General features: G+C 62.4%; 14 protein-coding genes. 13 read left to right on the plus strand and 1 reads right to left on the minus strand.

Annotation, left to right across the window (positions count from 1 at the left end; translation table 11 throughout):
* The first annotated feature begins 332 nt into the window (after positions 1 to 332).
* From PSH86_RS28205 to yccS, 12 genes are all read left to right on the plus strand, one after another.
* Positions 333 to 1,280 carry a choline ABC transporter substrate-binding protein gene (locus PSH86_RS28205; protein WP_109755058.1) on the plus strand — a complete coding sequence of 316 codons (948 nt, stop codon included), beginning with the start codon at positions 333 to 335 and terminating at the stop codon, positions 1,278 to 1,280.
* A gap of 71 nt (positions 1,281 to 1,351) precedes the next feature.
* Complete coding sequence (choW, locus tag PSH86_RS28210; protein ID WP_003206355.1) at positions 1,352 to 2,197, plus strand: choline ABC transporter permease subunit; 846 nt, start codon at positions 1,352 to 1,354, stop codon at positions 2,195 to 2,197.
* Positions 2,194 to 3,372, plus strand: coding sequence for a choline ABC transporter ATP-binding protein (choV, locus tag PSH86_RS28215; RefSeq protein WP_109755059.1), 1,179 nt, complete (start codon positions 2,194 to 2,196; stop codon positions 3,370 to 3,372). Before choW ends, choV begins: the two co-directional genes overlap by 4 nt.
* Before the next feature lie 339 nt (positions 3,373 to 3,711).
* The gene (betI, locus tag PSH86_RS28220) at positions 3,712 to 4,332 is read left to right on the plus strand and encodes a transcriptional regulator BetI (RefSeq protein ID WP_109755060.1); all 621 of its coding nucleotides are present in this window, start codon (positions 3,712 to 3,714) and stop codon (positions 4,330 to 4,332) included.
* An 80-nt stretch (positions 4,333 to 4,412) separates the two neighbouring features.
* Positions 4,413 to 5,885: a betaine-aldehyde dehydrogenase gene (betB, locus tag PSH86_RS28225; protein WP_232199815.1), complete on the plus strand. Its 1,473-nt coding sequence runs from the start codon at positions 4,413 to 4,415 to the stop codon at positions 5,883 to 5,885.
* Positions 5,886 to 6,105: 220 nt separating this feature from the next.
* The gene (gene betA, locus PSH86_RS28230) at positions 6,106 to 7,809 is read left to right on the plus strand and encodes a choline dehydrogenase (RefSeq protein WP_305486432.1); all 1,704 of its coding nucleotides are present in this window, start codon (positions 6,106 to 6,108) and stop codon (positions 7,807 to 7,809) included.
* A 233-nt stretch (positions 7,810 to 8,042) separates the two neighbouring features.
* Positions 8,043 to 9,485, plus strand: a complete 1,443-nt coding sequence (locus PSH86_RS28235; RefSeq protein ID WP_163856330.1) for a TldD/PmbA family protein — start codon at positions 8,043 to 8,045, stop codon at positions 9,483 to 9,485.
* 14 nt (positions 9,486 to 9,499) lie between these two features.
* Positions 9,500 to 10,837, plus strand: a complete 1,338-nt coding sequence (locus PSH86_RS28240; protein WP_305490393.1) for a TldD/PmbA family protein — start codon at positions 9,500 to 9,502, stop codon at positions 10,835 to 10,837.
* A gap of 109 nt (positions 10,838 to 10,946) precedes the next feature.
* Entirely contained in the window at positions 10,947 to 12,374 is a 1,428-nt protein-coding gene (gene mdtD / locus PSH86_RS28245) for a multidrug transporter subunit MdtD (RefSeq protein ID WP_109755064.1), read from the plus strand.
* A gap of 298 nt (positions 12,375 to 12,672) precedes the next feature.
* Entirely contained in the window at positions 12,673 to 14,010 is a 1,338-nt protein-coding gene (gene dbpA, locus PSH86_RS28250; RefSeq protein WP_232199893.1) for an ATP-dependent RNA helicase DbpA, read from the plus strand.
* Positions 14,011 to 14,197: 187 nt separating this feature from the next.
* Positions 14,198 to 15,376, plus strand: coding sequence for an NAD(P)/FAD-dependent oxidoreductase (locus tag PSH86_RS28255; protein ID WP_176688987.1), 1,179 nt, complete (start codon positions 14,198 to 14,200; stop codon positions 15,374 to 15,376).
* Between the two features lie 274 nt (positions 15,377 to 15,650).
* Positions 15,651 to 17,834: a YccS family putative transporter gene (gene yccS / locus PSH86_RS28260; RefSeq protein WP_305486435.1), complete on the plus strand. Its 2,184-nt coding sequence runs from the start codon at positions 15,651 to 15,653 to the stop codon at positions 17,832 to 17,834.
* 132 nt (positions 17,835 to 17,966) lie between these two features.
* On the opposite strand, the gene PSH86_RS28265 is transcribed toward yccS, so the two are convergent.
* Positions 17,967 to 18,704, minus strand: a complete 738-nt coding sequence (locus PSH86_RS28265) for an ABC transporter substrate-binding protein (protein WP_109755067.1) — start codon at positions 18,702 to 18,704, stop codon at positions 17,967 to 17,969.
* A gap of 260 nt (positions 18,705 to 18,964) precedes the next feature.
* Between PSH86_RS28265 and PSH86_RS28270 the strand changes: the two genes are divergently transcribed.
* A complete protein-coding gene (locus tag PSH86_RS28270; RefSeq protein WP_305486439.1) occupies positions 18,965 to 19,417 on the plus strand; it encodes a GNAT family N-acetyltransferase in 453 nt (150 codons plus the stop codon).
* The last annotated feature ends 85 nt before the right edge of the window (positions 19,418 to 19,502 follow it).

A 19,502-nucleotide genomic window follows, 5' to 3' on the forward strand; every position in this document is an offset into this window, starting at 1 on the left:
TTTTACCTGGGGGCCCGACGTCTGACACCGACGCAATCATGCCTGGCAGCGCCGCCCCTTCCCGACCCCGGTTTTGCGCCGTTTTTCTGCGTGTCAGAGGTCCTCCAGGGGCGGAAAAAATCTGTAAACGACGTCACCGACACTGGATGCGACCATCCCTGTACTGGATACGACCCACCCTGTAGGCGTCAGATTTGCACTGGTACATGATCGGTTACGGCTCGTTTGCAAGGCCGCGTGTCAGAGAGTGCCCACGCGCCACCAACCGCAACATCCAATTAAGCGCGGTTGTCCTGACAGGACACTGCCGATAAAACACCAGGAGTCCACCCATGAAAGGTTCCACGTCGTTGTTGTTGGCCGCCATGCTGAGTCTTCCGATGCTGGCCAACGCTGCTGAACCCGAACAGTGCAAAACCGTCAACTTCTCCGATGTCGGCTGGACCGACATCACCGTGACCACCGCCACCACCAGCGTGGTGCTCGACGCTCTGGGCTACAAGACCAAGACCACCATGATTTCCGTGCCGGTGACCTACAAGTCCCTGGCCGACGGCAAGAACATGGACGTATTCCTCGGCAACTGGATGCCGACCATGGAAAACGACATCAAGGCCTACCGCGAAGCCGGCACCGTGGACACCGTGCGCACCAACCTCAAGGGCGCCAAGTACACCCTCGCCGTGCCCCAGGCCTTGTATGACAAGGGCCTGCACGACTTCGCCGACATCCCCAAATTCAAGAAAGAACTGGACGGCAAGATCTACGGGATCGAACCCGGCAACGACGGCAACCGCCTGATCCAGAGCATGATCGAAAAGAACGCCTTCGGCCTGAAAGACGCCGGCTTCAAAGTCGTCGAATCGAGTGAAGCGGGCATGCTCTCGCAGGTTGACCGCGCCGCCAAGCGTGGCACCGATGTGGTGTTCCTCGGCTGGGCGCCACACCCGATGAACACCCGCTTCAAGATCCAGTACCTGACCGGCGGCGACGACTTCTTCGGCCCCGACTTCGGTGCCGCGACCGTGGCAACCAACACCCGCAAGGGCTACAGCCAGGAATGCAGCAACGTTGGCCAGCTGTTGAAAAACCTGGAGTTCACCGTCGACATGGAAAGCACGCTGATGGGCAACGTGCTCGACGACAAGATGAAGCCTGAGGCCGCCGCCAAGGCCTGGCTGAAGAAAAACCCACAGGTACTCGATACCTGGTTGGCTGGCGTGACCACCATTGACGGTAAACCTGGCCTGGAAGCCGTGAAAGCCAAACTTGCGCAGTAACTGCTTATGTTATGCCGGGCGGGTTCGCTCGCCCGGGCTGTTTATTCCCTTGCATGCGGACGTTCACTACCATGCTCATTGATCAGAAAATACCTTTAGGCCAGTACATCGCCGGCTTCGTTGAATGGTTGACGCAACACGGCGCCAGCACATTCGACGCAATCGCGCTGTTCCTGGAAACGATGATTCACGGCGTGACGTTTGCGCTGACCTGGTTCAACCCGTTGGCCCTGATCGGCCTCATCGCGCTACTGGCGCATTTCATCCAGCGCAAATGGGGCCTGACCGTATTCGTCATCGCGTCTTTCCTGCTGATCCTCAACCTGGGTTACTGGCAAGAGACCATGGAAACCCTCGCCCAGGTGCTGTTCGCGACCCTGGTTTGCGTACTGATCGGCGTGCCGCTGGGCATTGTTGCCGCGCACAAGCCGATGTTCTACACCCTGATGCGCCCGGTACTCGATCTGATGCAGACCGTACCGACCTTCGTTTACCTCATTCCTACCCTGACCCTTTTCGGTCTGGGTGTGGTCCCGGGCCTGATCTCCACGGTGGTGTTCGCGATTGCCGCGCCCATCCGCCTGACCTACCTGGGCATCCGCGACGTTCCGGACGAACTGATGGACGCCGGCAAAGCCTTCGGCTGCTCCCGTCGCCAACTGCTGTCGCGTATCGAACTGCCCCATGCGATGCCGAGCATCGCGGCCGGTATCACCCAGTGCATCATGCTGTCGTTGTCGATGGTGGTGATCGCCGCGCTGGTGGGTGCCGATGGCCTGGGCAAACCCGTGGTCAACGCACTGAACACCGCTGATATCGCCCTGGGCTTCGAAGCCGGCCTGGCGATCGTATTGCTGGCGATCATGCTCGACCGAATCTGCAAGCAACCCGACGCCAAAGTAGGGGGTGACGCATGAGCATAATTCGTTTTGAAGACGTTGACGTGATCTTCGCCAGGGATCCGCGCGAGGCCCTCAAGCTGCTCGACCAGGGCATGACCCGCAACGAAATCCTGAAGAAAACCGGACAAATCGTCGGCGTGGAAAAAGCCAGCCTGGACATCGAGAAAGGCGAAATCTGCGTGTTGATGGGCCTGTCAGGCTCCGGCAAGTCCAGCCTGCTGCGCTGCATCAACGGCTTGAACACCGTCAGTCGCGGCAAGCTGTTCGTCGAGCACGAAGGCCGGCAGATCGACATCGCGTCCTGCACCCCCGCCGAACTGAAGATGATGCGCACCAAGCGCATCGCCATGGTGTTCCAGAAGTTCGCCCTGATGCCTTGGCTGACAGTGCGCGAGAACATCAGCTTCGGCCTGGAAATGCAGGGCCGCCCGGAAAAGGAACGGCGCAAGCTGGTGGATGAAAAGCTTGAGCTGGTGGGCCTGACCCAGTGGCGCAACAAGAAGCCCGACGAGTTGTCCGGCGGCATGCAGCAACGGGTCGGCCTGGCCCGCGCCCTGGCGATGGACGCCGACATCCTGCTGATGGACGAACCCTTCTCCGCGCTCGACCCGCTGATCCGCCAGGGCCTGCAGGACGAGTTGCTGGAACTGCAACGCAAGCTGAGCAAGACCATCGTGTTCGTCAGCCATGACCTGGACGAAGCCCTGAAGCTGGGCAGCCGCATCGCGATCATGAAAGACGGCCGGATCATCCAGTACAGCAAGCCGGAAGAAATCGTACTGAACCCGGCGGACGACTACGTGCGCACTTTCGTCGCCCACACCAACCCGCTCAACGTCCTCTGCGGTCGCAGCCTCATGCGCACCCTGGACAACTGCAAGCGCATCAACGGTTCGGTGTGCCTGGACCCGGGCGGCGACTCCTGGCTCGACCTGGCCGAGGGCAACACCATCAAGGGCGCCCGGCAGAACGGCGCGGCGCTGGACCTGCAAAACTGGGTACCCGGCCAAGCCGTCGAGGAACTGGGCCGCCGTCCGACCCTGGTGGACTCCAACATCGGCATGCGCGACGCCTTGCAGATCCGCTACCAGACCGGCAACAAACTGGTGCTCCACGATAACCAGAAAGTCGTCGGGATCCTGGGCGACAGCGAGCTGTACCACGCACTGCTCGGCAAGAACCTGGGCTGAGCCCACAGACAAAAACGCCGCGAGATGTTCGCGGCGTTTTTGTTTGTGTGGTGCTAACGGCTAACAACTCTGGGGCTGCTTCGCAGCCCAACGGGGCGGTGCGACGTTTCGCTAAATCCCCTCACCACAACAGTATTCCAGCTATCAAGCGCATTAAGCCTACATGCCAACCGACGAGTGTTATAAAGACATCCCCAAAAGTCCTCGCCCCGGTAAACAGCGACGACTTGTCATAGAATTTATTTTTTGTTGATTGAACGTTCAATCAAAACAAAATAGACTGGCTTTCATTCCGGCAAACGACATTCGTGCGCCGGATGGCCTAAGGAGATGTGCTAGATGCCCAAGGTCGGTATGCAACCCATCCGCCGTCAACAATTGATCGAAGCCACGTTGCAAGCGGTCGATCAGGTCGGCATGGGGGACGCCAGCATTGCGCTGATCGCCCGTTTGGCCGGTGTTTCCAACGGGATCATCAGTCACTACTTTCAGGACAAGAATGGCCTGATCGCGGCCACGGCCCAGTACCTGATGACTGTCCTGAGCGAGAACGTCACCGCGCGCCGCCAGGCGCTCGAGGACTCGAGCCCACGGGCTCACCTGAAGGTGATCATCGAAGGCAACTTCGACGCCAGCCAGGTCAACGGCCCGGCAATGAAAACCTGGTTGGCCTTCTGGGCCACCAGCATGCATCACCCGTCATTGCACAGGTTGCAGCGGATCAACGACCACCGCCTGTACTCCAACCTGTGTTGCCAGTTCCGCCGCGTGTTGTCCCTCGATGAGGCCCGCAGCGCGGCACGGGGCCTGGCCGCGCTGATTGACGGTTTGTGGCTGCGCGGAGCGCTGTCGGGAGACGCGTTCGATACCGCCCAGGCGCACCGGATCGCTTACGAATACATGGATTTCCAACTGGCCAAGGCAGGGGTATCAGAGCACACAGAACCGCTCGGCTCCTGAACCGTCGCCGAACTGCGTAGTCAGCTATAGACGACACGCTCGGTGGCCAGCCAACCACTTTATGCACTTGCGAGGACTTTATGGCCCGTTTCGAACTGCAAAAACTCTACATCGATGGCGCGTACAGCGATGCCAGCGGCGATGCCACTTTCGAAGCCATCAACCCTGCCAACGGTGAAGTTCTTGCCCAGGTGCAGCGCGCCACGTTCGAGGACGTCGAGCGCGCCGTGGTCAGCGCCGAGAAGGGTCAGAAGGTCTGGGCCGCCATGACCGCCATGCAGCGTTCGCGCATCCTGCGTCGCGCGGTGGAAATCCTGCGCGAGCGCAACGATGAGCTGGCCGCCCTGGAAACCCTCGACACCGGCAAGGCTTATTCCGAAACCCGCTATGTCGACATCGTCACCGGCGCCGACGTGCTGGAATACTACGCCGGCCTGGTGCCTGCCATCGAAGGCGAGCAGGTGCCGCTGCGCACCACGTCGTTCGTCTACACCCGCCGCGAGCCCCTGGGCGTGGTGGCCGGTATCGGCGCGTGGAACTACCCGATCCAGATCGCCCTGTGGAAATCCGCCCCGGCCCTGGCAGCCGGTAACGCGATGATCTTCAAGCCGAGCGAAGTCACCTCGCTGACCACCCTGAAACTGGCCGAGATCTACACCGAAGCCGGCGTTCCAGCGGGTGTGTTCAACGTACTGACCGGCAGCGGCCGCGAAGTCGGCACCTGGCTGACCGAACACCCGCGCATCGAGAAAATCTCCTTTACCGGCGGCACCGACACCGGCAAGAAAGTCATGGCCAGCGCCTCGAGTTCTTCGCTCAAGGACGTGACCATGGAACTGGGCGGCAAGTCACCGCTGATCATCTTCGACGATGCCGACCTGGATCGCGCCGCCGACACCGCGATGATGGCCAACTTCTACAGCTCCGGCCAGGTCTGCACCAACGGTACCCGCGTGTTCGTGCCGAGCCACCTCAAGGCCGCCTTCGAGGCCAAGATCGCCGAGCGCGTGGCGCGCATCCGCATCGGTAATCCAGAGGACGAAAACACCAACTTCGGCCCGCTGGTGAGCTTCGCCCACATGGAAAGCGTGTTGGGCTACATCGAGAAAGGCAAGGCCGAGGGCGCGCGCCTGCTGTGCGGCGGCGGGCGCTTGACCGACGGCGAATTGGCCAAGGGCGCGTTCGTCGCTCCCACCGTGTTCACCGACTGCACCGACGAGATGACCATCGTGCGTGAAGAAATCTTCGGCCCGGTGATGAGCATCCTCACCTATGAAACCGAAGAAGAAGTGATCCGCCGCGCCAACGACACCGACTTCGGCCTGGCCGCCGGCGTCGTCACCCGCGACCTGAACCGCGCCCACCGCGTGATCCACCAGCTCGAGGCCGGTATCTGCTGGATCAACGCCTGGGGCGAATCGGCGGCTGAAATGCCGGTTGGCGGCTACAAGCAATCGGGCGTGGGCCGGGAGAACGGCATCAGCTCGCTGAACAACTTCACACGCATCAAATCGGTACAGGTCGAACTGGGCGATTACACGTCGGTGTTCTGATCTGACACCGAGCCTGAGGCCGGGGCCTTGTGTGGCGAGGGAGCTTGCTCCCGCTGGGCCGCGAAGCGGCCCCGACTTCAGGCTCCAAGCTCATCCAGACAGAACACGGCCGCCCTGTTTGCGACTGCTGCGCAGCCGAGCGGGAGCAAGCTCCCTCGCCACGGAGAACGTGGCACTCGAGAGCGCGACCTGAACCCAATTCAAAAAGAGGGTGCATTTCATGTCCCAAGAATTCGATTACATCATCATCGGTGCCGGCTCGGCCGGTAACACCCTGGCCACTCGCCTGACCGAGGATGAAGGCGTCACCGTCCTGTTGCTTGAAGCCGGCGGTCCGGACTATCGCCTGGACTTCCGCACGCAAATGCCCGCCGCCCTGGCCTTCCCGCTGCAAGGCCGGCGCTACAACTGGGCCTACGAGACCGACCCGGAGCCGCACATGAACGGCCGTCGCATGGAATGCGGGCGCGGCAAGGGCCTGGGCGGTTCGTCGTTGATCAACGGCATGTGCTACATCCGCGGCAACGCCCTGGACTATGACAACTGGGCCAAACTGCCGGGCCTGGAAGACTGGACCTATCTGGATTGCCTGCCGTATTTCCGCAAAGCCGAAACCCGCGACATCGGCCCGAACGACTATCACGGCGGTGATGGCCCGGTCAGCGTGACCACGCCCAAGGCTGGCAACAACCCGCTGTTCCACACCATGGTCGAAGCCGGCGTGCAGGCCGGTTACCCGCGTACCGAAGACCTCAACGGCTACCAGCAGGAAGGTTTCGGCCCTATGGACCGCACCGTCACGCCCAACGGCCGTCGCGCCAGTACCGCGCGCGGTTACCTGGATATCGCCAAGAAGCGCTCGACCCTGACCATCGTCACCCACGCCCTGACCGACAAGATCCTGTTCGAAGGCAAGCGCGCGGTCGGCGTACGTTACCTGGTGGGCGCGGCCGAAGAGCGCGTCGAAGCCCGGGCACGCAAGGAAGTGCTGCTGTGCTCCGGCGCCATCGCCTCGCCGCAGATCCTGCAACGCTCCGGCGTCGGTCCGGCCAAATTGCTGGAAAGCCTCGACATCCCGGTGGTCCACGACCTGCCAGGCGTCGGTGAAAACCTGCAGGATCACCTGGAACTGTACCTGCAATACGCCTGTACCCAACCGGTCTCGCTGTACCCGTCGCTGCTCTGGTACAACCAGCCGGCCATCGGTGCCGAATGGCTGTTCAACGGCACCGGCATTGGCGCCAGCAACCAGTTCGAGGCTGGCGGTTTCATCCGCACCCGCCCGGAATTCGATTGGCCGAACATCCAGTATCACTTCCTGCCGGTGGCGATTAACTACAACGGCAGCAACGGTGTGAAGGAGCACGGTTTCCAGGCACACATGGGCTCCATGCGCTCGCCGAGCCGTGGGCGGATCCAGGCCAAGTCCAAGGACCCACGCCAGCACCCGAGCATCCTGTTCAACTACATGGCCACCGAACAGGATTGGCAGGAGTTTCGCGACGGCATCCGCCTGACCCGCGAGATCATGCAGCAGCCGGCGCTCGATCCGTTCCGGGGTCGCGAGATCAGCCCGGGCATCGAGGTGCAGACGGACGCGCAACTGGACCAGTTCATCCGTGAACACGCCGAAACCGCGTTCCACCCGTCCTGCTCGTGCAAGATGGGCACCGATGACATGGCGGTGGTGGACGGCGAAGGCCGCGTGCATGGCATGCAAGGGTTGCGCGTGGTCGATGCCTCGATCATGCCGATCATCACCACCGGCAACCTGAACGCGCCGACGATCATGATCGCCGAGAAAATCGCCGACAAGATCCGTGGCCGCAAACCCCTGCCACGCAGCACTGCGCCGTACTACGTGGCTGGTGATGCGCCGGTGCGCGGCAAGCCAATGCGCGAAGTGGGGCCTATGGCGCAGTAAGACATCACACCGCCATCGCGAGCAGGCTCGCTCCCACAGGAGGATTGGTGGTGGCCGCAAATTTTGTGGTCACCAAAGATCCACTGTGGGAGCGAGCCTGCTCGCGATGGCACCCGACCTGGCATCGTAAATCCCCATCTTCCTTGATCCCTCCCCCACCCCAGGCCTACTCTAGAGCCACCGCGTCAATACGCCACACGCCGCTGCACCGCCACTCCAGACAAGGAGGTTCCATGTTCGACTTCCACCCCCAGCTCAAGCAGCGTTTTGCTGCCTTGCGCACGGGCGCTGAATTCTTTTCCCTGCGTTACGTGCGCGAGTCCGGCCAGCACTTGTCGGTGCGCAAGAATGTCGCCGAACCGCCCAGCCTAAGCCGTGATGAAGGTGCGATGCTCACCGCACGGGTCAACGGGGTCGAGGCGTATGCCGCTACCAACGACCTGTCCCAGGCCGGCCTGCAAGCGGCGCTGGAACAGGCCGAACGACACGCTCGCGGGCTCAAGCCCCACGCCCTGCTCGACCTGCGCGAGCAAGCGGTGTCCAGCGACCGCGCTGATTACTTCTCGCCGAATTTCGACCAGGCCTTTCCTGCCCTGAGCGACTGCTACCAATTGCTCGGAGACGAATCGGCCGCAGTCCCCCAGGACGAACGCCTGGTGAACTGGCAGGCCAGCATCGGCCTGACCCAGGTCGAACAGATCTATCTCAACAGTGCCGGCGCTGAACTGCGCCAGGCCCAACGCTTCATCTACCCGGCCCTGGAAGTCACCGCCTTCGACGGCCACGACAGCCAGACCCGCACCCTGGGGCGGGAAAATTTCGGCCAGCAAGGCGGCTTCGATGTGATCAGCCGCTGCGGCCTGATCGGTGCCGGGCTGAAAATCGCCGACCAGGCCCTGCAATTGCTGATGGCGCCGAACACGCCGCAAGGCCCCCGCGACCTGCTGCTGATGCCCGACCAGATGATGCTGCAGATCCACGAGTCCATCGGTCATCCGCTGGAGCTGGACCGCATCCTGGGAGACGAGCGCAATTACGCTGGCACCAGTTTCATCAAGGCCAGCGACTTCGGGCACCTGCAATATGGCTCCAGCCTGCTGAACGTCACCTTCGACCCGGATATCCCCGAGGAATTGGCCAGCTACAGCCATGACGACGAGGGCACTGCCGCCAGCAAACAGTTCCTGATCCGTGATGGCCTGCTGCTGCGGCCATTGGGCGGTGCGCTGTCGCAATTCCGCGCGGGCCTTGCCGGTGTCGCCAACAGCCGCGCCTGCGGCTGGAATCGTCCGCCCATCGACCGCATGGCGAACCTGAACATCGAACCTGGCGACCAGACCCTGGAGCAACTGATCCAGGGCACCGAGCACGGCGTGCTGATGCGTACCAACCGCTCCTGGTCCATCGATGATGCCCGCAACAAGTTCCAGTTCGGCTGCGAGTGGGGCCAGTTGATCGAGAACGGCGAGCTCAAGGGCGTGGTGAAGAACCCCAACTACCGCGGCATTTCCGCGCAGTTCTGGAAGAGCCTGCGCGCCGTGGGCGATGCCAGCACCTTCCAGGTCCTCGGCACGCCGAACTGTGGCAAGGGCGAACCGAACCAGGTCATCCGCGTCGGCCATGCCTCGCCGGCCTGTGTGTTCAGCAACGTTGATGTGTTTGGGGGAGATGCCTGATGAGCTCCGAGAATATGAGCACCGTCAAGAATCAGGCCGAGGCATTCAAGGTTTTGGTCGACTGGCTCCGCGCTGCGCTGCATGAGCCTGAACAGTTCACCCTCGGCTACGCCGCCGAGTCCTCGGCCTTCGTGCGCTTCAACCACGGCAAGGTGCGCCAGACCGGGCAGGTGCAACAGGCCAATGTCAGTTTCAAACTGATCGACGACGGCCGCCACGCCGACCTGCAGATCACCTTGTCCGGCAACACCGAGACCGATCTGCAACGCCTGGCCGAAGGCCTGCAACAGCTGCGCGAAACCTTGCCGTTGCTGCCCCGCGACCCCTACCTGCTGCTCAACCCCAACCACTGGCAGAGCCATAACGTGCAGGACCATCCGTTGCCGGATACCGAGCAGGCCGTGGCTGAAATCACTCGCGCCGCCGCAGGCCTGGACCTGGTGGGTTTCTACGCCGCCGGGCCCATCAGCCGAGGCTTCGCCAGTTCCTCGGGCGCGTTCGGCTGGCATCAGGCCAACAGCTTCAACTTCGATTTCAGCCTGTTCCATGAAAACGGCCAGGCAGTGAAAGCCAGCTACGCCGGGCATGCCTGGAGCAGCGAAGGATTTGCCCGGCGCTTCGAGCAGGCCCGCGAGCAATTGGCGTTTCTCGGCCGCCCGCTGCGCACGCTGGCGCCCGGCGAATACCGCGCCTACCTGGCACCGGCCGCCCTGGAAGAAATCATGGGCATGCTCAGTTGGGGAGGATTCTCGGCCCGGGCGATTGCCAGCAAGCAGAGCCCGTTGCAGAAGTTCTACGCCAACGAAGCCAGCCTGAGCCCCGACGTATGGCTGAGCGAGCAGGTCAGCGGCTCCTTGAGCCCGGCGTTTTCCGACGAAGGTTATCCCCGCGATGACCTGGCGCTGATCGCCAGGGGCACGGCCGACGCACGGCTGGTCAACTCCCGCAGCGCCGCCGAATACGGCCTCGCCGCCAATGGCGCCAGCAGCTACGAGTACCCCACCGCGCTGGACATGCAGGGCGGGCAACTGGCGCAAAAAGACATCCTCGAACAACTTGGCACCGGGCTGTACATCAGCAACCTCTGGTACCTGAACTACTCGGACCAACCGGCCGCCCGCCTGACCGGCATGACTCGCTTCGCCACGTTCTGGGTCGAGAACGGCCAGATCGTGGCGCCGGTCAGTACCATGCGCTTCGACGACAGCGTCTACAGCCTGCTCGGCTCACAACTCGAAGGCCTGACCCGGGAGCGGGAACTGCTGCTCTCGGCCAGCACCTACAGCCAGCGGGCCACGGCTTCGATGCTGTTGCCGGGGGCGCTGGTCAAGCGGTTGACCCTGACCCTGTAAAAAGCATCGCGGGCAAGCCTTGCTCCCACAGGATGTGCGCCATGCATGTGGGAGCAAGGCCTGCCCGCGATGAAGCCACCATCAACACCGGACACAAACAAGAGGTCCCATGCCCAACCGCGCACCGCTCGACGCCGTCACCGCCCGCTGGCTTCCTTGGGTCGTGGCAATCGCCTTCTTCATGCAGTCCCTGGACGGGACCATCCTCAACACCGCCCTGCCCGCCATGGCCAGTGACCTGGCGGAAAACCCGTTGCGCATGCAGGGCGTGATCATTGCCTACATGCTCACCGTGGCGCTGCTGATCCCTGCGTCGGGCTGGGTCGCTGACCGCTTCGGCACCAAGAAGATTTTCTTCGGGGCGATCCTGTTGTTCAGCTTCGGCTCGCTGCTGTGCGCCCTGTCCAATTCGTTGAGCATGCTGATCGGTGCGCGAGTCATCCAGGGCCTAGGCGGTGCATTGATGCTGCCGGTGGGCAGGCTGGTGGTGCTGCGGGCGTACCCGCGCTCGGAGTTGGTGCGAATCATGGGCTTCATCACCATTCCCGGCCTGCTCGGCCCGCTGATCGGGCCGACCATGGGCGGCTGGATGGTGGAATACCTGACCTGGCACTGGATCTTCATCATCAACCTGCCGGTGGGTGTGATCGGCTGTTATGCGGTATGGAAGTTCATCCCCGACCTGCGCGGCAGCGAGCGAACGCGGTTCGATGGGTTGGGGTTCCTGCTGTTCGGCGCGGCGATGGTGCTGATCACCATTGCCATGGAGGGCCTCGGCGAACTGCACCTGCCGCACCTGCGGGTGATGTTGCTGCTGTTCGGCGGCATGGCCTGCCTGGCGGCCTACTGGCTGAGGGCCGGGCACGTCGAGAACGCGCTGTTCCCACCGTCGCTGTTCAAGACCCGGACCTTCGCCGTGGGCATTCTCGGCAACCTGTTCGCCCGCCTGGGCAGCGGCGCCCTGCCGTTTCTGGTGCCCTTGCTGCTGCAAGTGGCCCTGGGTTATTCACCGTCCCAGGCCGGCATGAGCATGCTGCCCCTGGCGGCGGCGGCAATGGTCGCCAAGTCCGTGGCCCGGCCGCTGATCGAACGCCTGGGCTATCGCATCGTCCTGACCGGCAACACCCTGGCCCTGGGCCTGATGCTGGCGAGCATGGGCCTGGTCAGCGAACAGACGCCGTATTGGCTGCTGCTGGCGCAACTGGCGGTGCTGGGGGCAATCAACTCGTTGCAATTCACCGCGATGAACACCGTGACACTGATCGACCTGGACGACGCCAGTGCCAGCAGCGGCAACAGCCTGCTGTCGGTGGTGGCGCAACTGTCCCTGAGCCTGGGCGTGGCCTGCGCCGGCGCCTTGCTCGGCGGCTTCACCGCCCAGGTTGGCAACGACGGGGTGGAGACGGTGCTGGGGGCGTTCCAGCTGACGTTCGTGACGGTGGGGATCATGGCGATGCTGGCGGCGACGATTTTTTCCCAGTTGTCGAAACAGGATGGACGGCGGGTCAAGCGGCCGGATGAGCATATCGAGCACTAAGCGGCTTCGTGGCTTGGCGCTTTTTGTGGGAGCAAGGCTTGCCCGCGATGCAGGCGACTCGGTTTTCCTGGGGGAAATGCGTCGCCTGCATCGCGAGCAAGCTTTGCTCCCACAGCTCCAGAGCTCCCAAAGTTTCTGGAATTTCCCGCCCCCAAGGGCAGGCCCTGCCCTCACAGCTCGTCCAGAACTTTCGAAGAAAGTGGCACGAGGCTGCTACACTGCGCGACATTTTGTTTTGCAGGCCAGTCCCGTGACCACCATTGCCACCGCTTTTAATACTTTGCCGCTGTCCGCCGCCATGCTGGCTAACCTCGAATCACTCGGTTATGCCCAGATGACGCCGATCCAGGCGCAGAGCTTGCCGGTGATTCTCAAGGGCATGGACCTGATCGCCCAGGCCAAGACCGGCAGCGGCAAGACCGCGGCCTTCGGCATCGGCCTGCTGAACCCGATCAACCCGCGTTTCTTCGGCTGCCAGGCACTGGTGATGTGCCCGACCCGCGAGCTGGCCGACCAGGTCGCCAAGGAAATCCGCCGCCTGGCCCGCGCCGAAGACAACATCAAGGTCCTGACCCTGTGCGGTGGCGTGTCCTTCGGTCCGCAGATCGCCTCCCTGGAACACGGCGCCCACATCATCGTCGGCACGCCGGGACGCATCCAGCAACACCTGCGCAAGGGTTCACTGGTGCTCGACGGCCTCAACACGCTGATCCTCGACGAAGCCGACCGCATGCTCGACATGGGTTTCTACGACGCCATCGAAGACATCATCCAGCAGACCCCGGAACGCCGCCAGACACTGCTGTTCTCCGCCACCTACCCGGTGGGCATCAAGCAACTGTCGTCCAAGTTCATGCGCAACCCGCAGCAAGTGAAGGCCGAGGCGTTCCACTCCGACGCGCAGATCGAGCAGCGTTTCTACGAGATCTCTCCCGAAGAGCGCATGGACGCGGTGGTCAAGGTGCTGGCGCATTTCCGCCCGGCCTCCTGCGTGGCGTTCTGCTTCACCAAGCAGCAGGTCCAGGAAACCGTCGACCATCTGACGTCCAAGGGCATCTCCGCCGTCGGCCTGCACGGCGACCTGGAACAGCGTGACCGAGACCAGGTGCTGGCGATGTTCGCCAACCGCAGCACCTCGGTGCTGGTGGCTACTGACGTGGCGGCCCGCGGCCTGGACATCGATGCCCTGGACATGGTGATCAACGTCGAACTGGCCCGGGACTCGGAAATCCACATCCACCGCGTCGGACGCACCGGTCGCGCCGGCGAGAAAGGCATCGCTATCAGCCTGGTGGCGCCATCCGAAGCCCACCGCGCCCAGGCCATCGAGCAACTGCAGAAGTCGCCCCTGAGCTGGGACCAACTGGACAACCTCAAGTCCCAGGGCGGCGGCCCGCTGCTGCCAGCCATGAGCACCCTGTGCATCGGCGCCGGGCGCAAGGACAAGGTCCGCCCCGGCGACATCCTCGGTGCCCTGACCGGCGAGGCCGGCATCCCCGGCGCCCAGGTCGGCAAGATCGCGATCTTTGATTTCCAGGCCTACGTGGCCGTGGAGCGCGGCATCGCCAAACAGGCCCTGCAACGCCTGAACGATGGCAAGATCAAGGGCCGGTCGTTGCGGGTGCGGATCCTGTAATCCAATCGCCTGACAAACAGAGATCAAACTGTGGGAGCGAGCTGTGTGGGAGCAAAGCTTGCCCGCGATGAAAACGCCGCGGTCTCTTGAGGACTCCAGCGCCTGGATCGCGAGCAAGCTTTGCTCCCACACAGCCCGCTCCCACAGTGGTTTTCGGTGAAATTAGAATTTGTGAGAGGACACCGTTTTGCGCTCTACCGAAGTCGTGATCATTGGCGCTGGCGCCGCGGGGTTGATGTGCGCGCTGACCGCCGCCGCGCGCGGGCGGCAGGTGATGTTGCTGGACCACGCCAACAAGGCTGGCAAGAAAATCCTCATGTCGGGCGGTGGACGCTGCAATTTCACCAACATGTACACCGAGCCGGGCAATTTCCTCTCGCAGAACCCGCACTTCTGCAAGTCGGCCCTGGCCCGCTACACCCAATGGGACTTCATTGCCCTGGTGGCCAAGCACGGCGTGCCCTATCACGAGAAAAAACTCGGCCAGTTGTTCTGCGATAACAAGTCCAGCGACATCCTCGGCCTGCTGCTCGATGAATGCGACCAGGCGGGCGTCAACCTGCACCTGGACACCTCGATCACGCAGATCGAAAAAACCGACGGCGGCTACCTGCTGCAAACCACCCTCGACACCATCGCCTGCCAATCCCTGGTGATCGCCACGGGCGGGCTGTCGATCCCGACCCTGGGGGCGACCGGTTTCGGTTACCAGGTGGCCAAGCAGTTCGGTCACCAACTGCTGCCGACCCGTGCCGGGCTGGTGCCGTTCACCATCACCGACCAGCTCAAGGCGCTGTGCACCGAGCTGTCAGGGACGTCGGTGGATTGCCTGGTGAGCTGCAACGACCAGAGCTTTCGCGAGAACATCCTGTTCACCCATCGCGGCCTGAGCGGTCCGGCGATCCTGCAGATTTCCTCGTTCTGGGAGCCGGGGGACACGGTGCAGATCAACCTGCTGCCTGACCACGACGTTCCGCAATGGCTGCAACAGCAGCAGGCCGAACGCCCCAACAGCGAACTGAAAACCCTGCTGGGCGAGCTGTTCACCAAGAAAATGGCCAACCTGTTGGCCGACACCTGGTTCGTCTCCAAACCCATGAAGCAATACACCCACGCGGAACTGGCGGACATCGCCGAGAAACTGGCATGTTGGAACCTCGTCCCGGCCGGCACCGAAGGCTACCGCACCGCCGAAGTCACCCTGGGCGGCGTCGACACTCGGGAAGTCTCGTCCAAGACCATGGAATCGCTGAAAAGCCCCGGGCTGTATTTCATTGGCGAAGTGCTGGACGTCACCGGGCACCTGGGCGGGTTCAACTTCCAGTGGGCCTGGGCGTCGGGGTACGCTGCCGCGCAATACGTCTGAGCCCAATCGATGCTGAGCCTGCTTTTGTGGCGAGGGAGCTTGCTCCCGCTCGACTGCGCAGCAGTCGCAAAACAGGCACCGTGCTCTATCTGAAAGAGCGCGCGTAGACCAAAGGGCTGCTTCGCAGCCCAGCGGGAGCAAGCTCCCTCGCCACAGATAAGTGGCCTCAGGTGTCCCCCGGAACACTTTTTGCTGTCAGATGTGATCGCCGCCATTGCGTCGGCGTCATTACTGCCTCAATTTAGCGTCATTGCCCGTCAGGCCCGTGCACTTCATGTCATCGAACTCGTTTAGCCAGTCTTTGCGTCGCCTTTGGGCGTTGGATAAGTTCAGTTATAGCGTGCGGGTGTTCATCGCCCTGACCGGCAGCATGGGGCTGTGCTGGTATCTCGATGAGATGGCATTGCTGATCCCCCTGTTCCTGGGCATCATCGCCAGCGCCCTGGCCGAGACCGACGACGGTTGGCAGGGCCGCCTCAACGCGCTGGCCGTGACCCTGGTGTGTTTCACCGTCGCGGCGCTGTCGGTGGAGTTGCTGTTTCCCTACCCCGTCCTGTTCATCATCGCCCTGGCCCTGGCGGCCTTCGGCCTGACCATGCTCGGCGCCCTGGGTGAGCGCTATGGCGCCATCGCTTCGGCCACGTTGATTCTTTCGGTCTACACCATGATCGGCGTGGACCAGCGCGGTGGCGCGGTCACCGACTTCTGGCATGAACCCCTGCTGCTGGTCGCCGGTGCCGCGTGGTACGGCTTGCTGTCGGTATTGTGGCAGGCATTGTTTTCCAACCAACCGGTGCAGCAAAGCCTGGCGCGGCTGTTTCGTGAGCTGGGGCGCTATTTGAAACTCAAATCGTCGCTCCTGGAGCCGATCCGCCAACTGGACATCGAAGCCCGACGCCTGGAGCTAGCCCAGCAAAACGGCCGGGTGGTCGCGGCACTCAACAGCGCCAAGGAAATCATCCTGCACCGCGTGGGCAACGGCCGGCCCGGGTCGAAAGTCAGCCGCTACCTGAAGCTGTACTTCCTGGCCCAGGACATCCACGAACGCGCCAGCTCTTCGCACTACCCCTACAATGCCCTGGCCGAGGCCTTCTTCCACAGTGACGTGCTGTTCCGCTGCCAGCGCCTGCTGCGCCAGCAAGGCAAGGCCTGCCAGGCGTTGGCCGAGTCGATCCAGCTACGCCAGCCGTTCGTCTACGACGACACCTTCGCCGAGGCGCTCAACGACCTGCACGCCTCCCTCGAACACCTGCGCATCCAGAGCAACCCGGCCTGGCGCGGCTTGTTGCGTTCGTTGCGGGCACTGTCGGTGAACCTTGCCACCATGGACCGCCTGCTCAGCGACGCGAGCAACCCCGACACCCTGGCCGACGCCACCGACAGCAGCCTGCTCGACCGCTCGCCGCGCAGCCTCAAGGATGTCTGGCTGCGCTTGCGCACTCAGCTCACGCCCACCTCGCTGCTGTTCCGCCATGCCCTGCGCTTGCCCCTGGCTCTAAGCGTGGGTTACGCCGTGGTGCACATGATCCACCCGTCCCAGGGCTATTGGATCATCCTCACCACGCTGTTCGTGTGCCAACCCAACTACGGTGCCACCCGGCGCAAGCTCGGCCAACGGATCATCGGCACGGCCATCGGCCTGACGGTGGCCTGGGCGTTGTTCGATCTGTTTCCCAACCCACTGGTGCAATCGAGCTTCGCCATTGCCGCCGGGGTGGTGTTCTTTACCAACCGCACGACCCGCTACACCCTGGCAACTGCCGGGATCACCATCATGGTGCTGTTCTGCTTCAACCAGGTGGGCGACGGCTACGGGCTGCTGCTGCCGCGGTTGTTCGATACCCTGCTCGGCAGCCTGATCGCCGGGCTTGCGGTGTTCCTGTTCCTGCCCGACTGGCAAGGTCGGCGGCTGAACAAGGTGTTGGCCAACACGCTGACCTGCAACAGCATTTACCTGCGCCAGATCATGCAGCAATACGCCGCCGGCAAAAGCGACGACCTGGCCTACCGCCTGGCCCGGCGCAACGCCCACAACGCCGACGCCGCGCTGTCCACCACGTTGGCGAACATGCTCATGGAGCCGGGGCATTTCCGTAAGGAGGCCGATGTGGGGTTCCGCTTCCTGGTGCTGTCCCACACGCTGCTCAGTTACCTGTCCGGCCTGGGTGCCCACCGAGGCACCGAACTGCCGGCGCAGGTACGCGAGCAACTGATCGACGGTGCGGGGGTGAAATTGGCGGCAAGCATCGACGAAATTGCCCAGGGCCTGGCGAGTAAAACGCCGATTGTGGTCCAAAGCGACGAGGAGGAGGCCCTGGCCAATGAGCTTGAGCAGATGCCCGATGAAATCGACGAAGGCCAGCGCTTGGTGCAGACGCAATTGGGGTTGATCTGTCGGCAACTCGGTCCATTGCGGACCTTGGCGGCGCATTTGGTCAAGGACACCAGCGAGGCTTGAGGCTTGTGGCGGTTAGGCGGGCCTCATCGCGAGCAGGCTCGCTCCCACAGTGGATTGTTGGCGTACATAGACCTTGTGTTACAGCAGGTCCATGTGGGGGCGCGCCTGCTCGCGATAGGGGCGGCTCAGGCCCTACATCCCATGTGCCTTCAACAACCGCGCATAACTCCCATCCGCCTTCATCGCCGCGATCTCCCGGTCAAACCCGGCCACGATCTGCTCATGCTCCGGGCTCTTCAGGCTGACCAGGATGTGCAGGCTGTTTTCACTCAATGGCTTGGGCAGGAATTCCACGGCACTACGCACCTTGGCCGATTCGCGGGCCAGGTAATAGCGCGCGACGTATTCGTCCTCCAGGGTCAACTTCACGCGGTCGGCCGCCAGCATGCGCACCGCCATCGCGAAGTTGTGCACAGGAACTTTCTGCATTTGCGGGTCTTCGTCGAAGTCCTTGGAATAGGCATAACCGCGGACCACGGCGATGGGATAGGCGTGCAGCTGTTGCAGGCTGTCGAACTGGATCGATTCGTCCTTGCGCTTGATGAAGCGCACGCGGTTGAGCAGGTATTCGGCCGAGAACTGGCCGATTTGAGTGCGCTCCTCGCTGTACCAGGCGTTGACCAGCACGTCATAGCGGCCCTCGCTGATACCCAGCATCGCCCGGGCCCAGGGCACCTGTTCGAAGTCCGTGGCATAGCCGGCCCGCGCCAGGGCCGTGGCGACGATATCAGTCGCCAGGCCACCATTGACCAGCGTGGAATCGGTAAAGGGTGGCCAGGCATCGGCGACCAGACGCAGCTTTTGCGCGCAAGCCTCGTAGCTCAGCAACAGCAATCCGATCAATGCAAGAGCTCGATGCAATCGCGGCATGCCAAACATCCTTGACGGGTTCAAAGCCCGGTTTGTTTTTAGCCGAAACCCAACGGATATCCTCAGACATCCGGTCCTAACATTAGCTCATTGCAACCGCTACGCAGCGCTGTCACGAAGATTACACAAAGAAGACAACGCCGCGACAGGGGAATGATGGCATTTTGGTCTTTGTCACAGATTTTCCAGCCACCCGAGGAAAGAGACTTCCGGGCAAAGCACGCTTAATATCGGCATCAGGTTCTTCAGGAAATTCCAAAATGGATATCGAATGGGTCTGCAAACATCACAGTGACCTGAGCAAGGAACAGCTGTACGCCATCCTCAAACTGCGTGCCGAGGTGTTTGTCGTCGAACAGAACTGCGCCTATCCGGACGTCGACGGCCTGGACCTGGAAGGCGACACCTGCCATCTGATGGCCTGGCAGGACAACCACCTGGTGGCCTACCTGCGTTTGCTCGATCCGCACTCGCAGAACAGCGACGTGGTGATCGGACGGGTAATCATCGCACCGCAAGCGCGCGGCCAGGGACTGGGCCACACACTGATGGAAGAGGCGCTGAAGCAGGCCGAGAAACATTGGCCCGGCACGTCGATCTCATTGTTGGCCCAGACGCATTTGCAGGGGTACTACGGGCGGTATGGGTTTGAGGTGGTGGGTGTGGAATATCTGGAGGATGGGATTCCACACATCGGTATGCATCGGCCCTGAGAATGCTTTCGCGAGCAGGCTCGCTCCCACAGTGGATCTTCAGTGAACACAAAATCTGTTCACGAAGATGAATAAAATGTGGGAG

The organism is Pseudomonas sp. FP2300 (assembly GCF_030687595.1).
Lineage (GTDB): Bacteria > Pseudomonadota > Gammaproteobacteria > Pseudomonadales > Pseudomonadaceae > Aquipseudomonas > Aquipseudomonas bijieensis.

Bases quoted from the DNA above. Each gene is read 5' to 3' on its own strand.
- mdtD (WP_109755064.1), top strand. From the start codon at position 10,947: ATGCCCAACCGCGCACCGCTCGACGCCGTCACCGCCCGCTGGCTTCCT.
- PSH86_RS28235 (WP_163856330.1), top strand. From the start codon at position 8,043: ATGTTCGACTTCCACCCCCAGCTCAAGCAGCGTTTTGCTGCCTTGCGC.
- PSH86_RS28265 (WP_109755067.1), bottom strand. From the start codon at position 18,704: ATGCCGCGATTGCATCGAGCTCTTGCATTGATCGGATTGCTGTTGCTG.
- dbpA (WP_232199893.1), top strand. From the start codon at position 12,673: ATGCTGGCTAACCTCGAATCACTCGGTTATGCCCAGATGACGCCGATC.
- betA (WP_305486432.1), top strand. From the start codon at position 6,106: ATGTCCCAAGAATTCGATTACATCATCATCGGTGCCGGCTCGGCCGGT.
- betB (WP_232199815.1), top strand. From the start codon at position 4,413: ATGGCCCGTTTCGAACTGCAAAAACTCTACATCGATGGCGCGTACAGC.
- yccS (WP_305486435.1), top strand. From the start codon at position 15,651: ATGTCATCGAACTCGTTTAGCCAGTCTTTGCGTCGCCTTTGGGCGTTG.
- PSH86_RS28205 (WP_109755058.1), top strand. From the start codon at position 333: ATGAAAGGTTCCACGTCGTTGTTGTTGGCCGCCATGCTGAGTCTTCCG.
- PSH86_RS28270 (WP_305486439.1), top strand. From the start codon at position 18,965: ATGGATATCGAATGGGTCTGCAAACATCACAGTGACCTGAGCAAGGAA.
- PSH86_RS28240 (WP_305490393.1), top strand. From the start codon at position 9,500: ATGAGCACCGTCAAGAATCAGGCCGAGGCATTCAAGGTTTTGGTCGAC.
- choV (WP_109755059.1), top strand. From the start codon at position 2,194: ATGAGCATAATTCGTTTTGAAGACGTTGACGTGATCTTCGCCAGGGAT.
- betI (WP_109755060.1), top strand. From the start codon at position 3,712: ATGCCCAAGGTCGGTATGCAACCCATCCGCCGTCAACAATTGATCGAA.
- choW (WP_003206355.1), top strand. From the start codon at position 1,352: ATGCTCATTGATCAGAAAATACCTTTAGGCCAGTACATCGCCGGCTTC.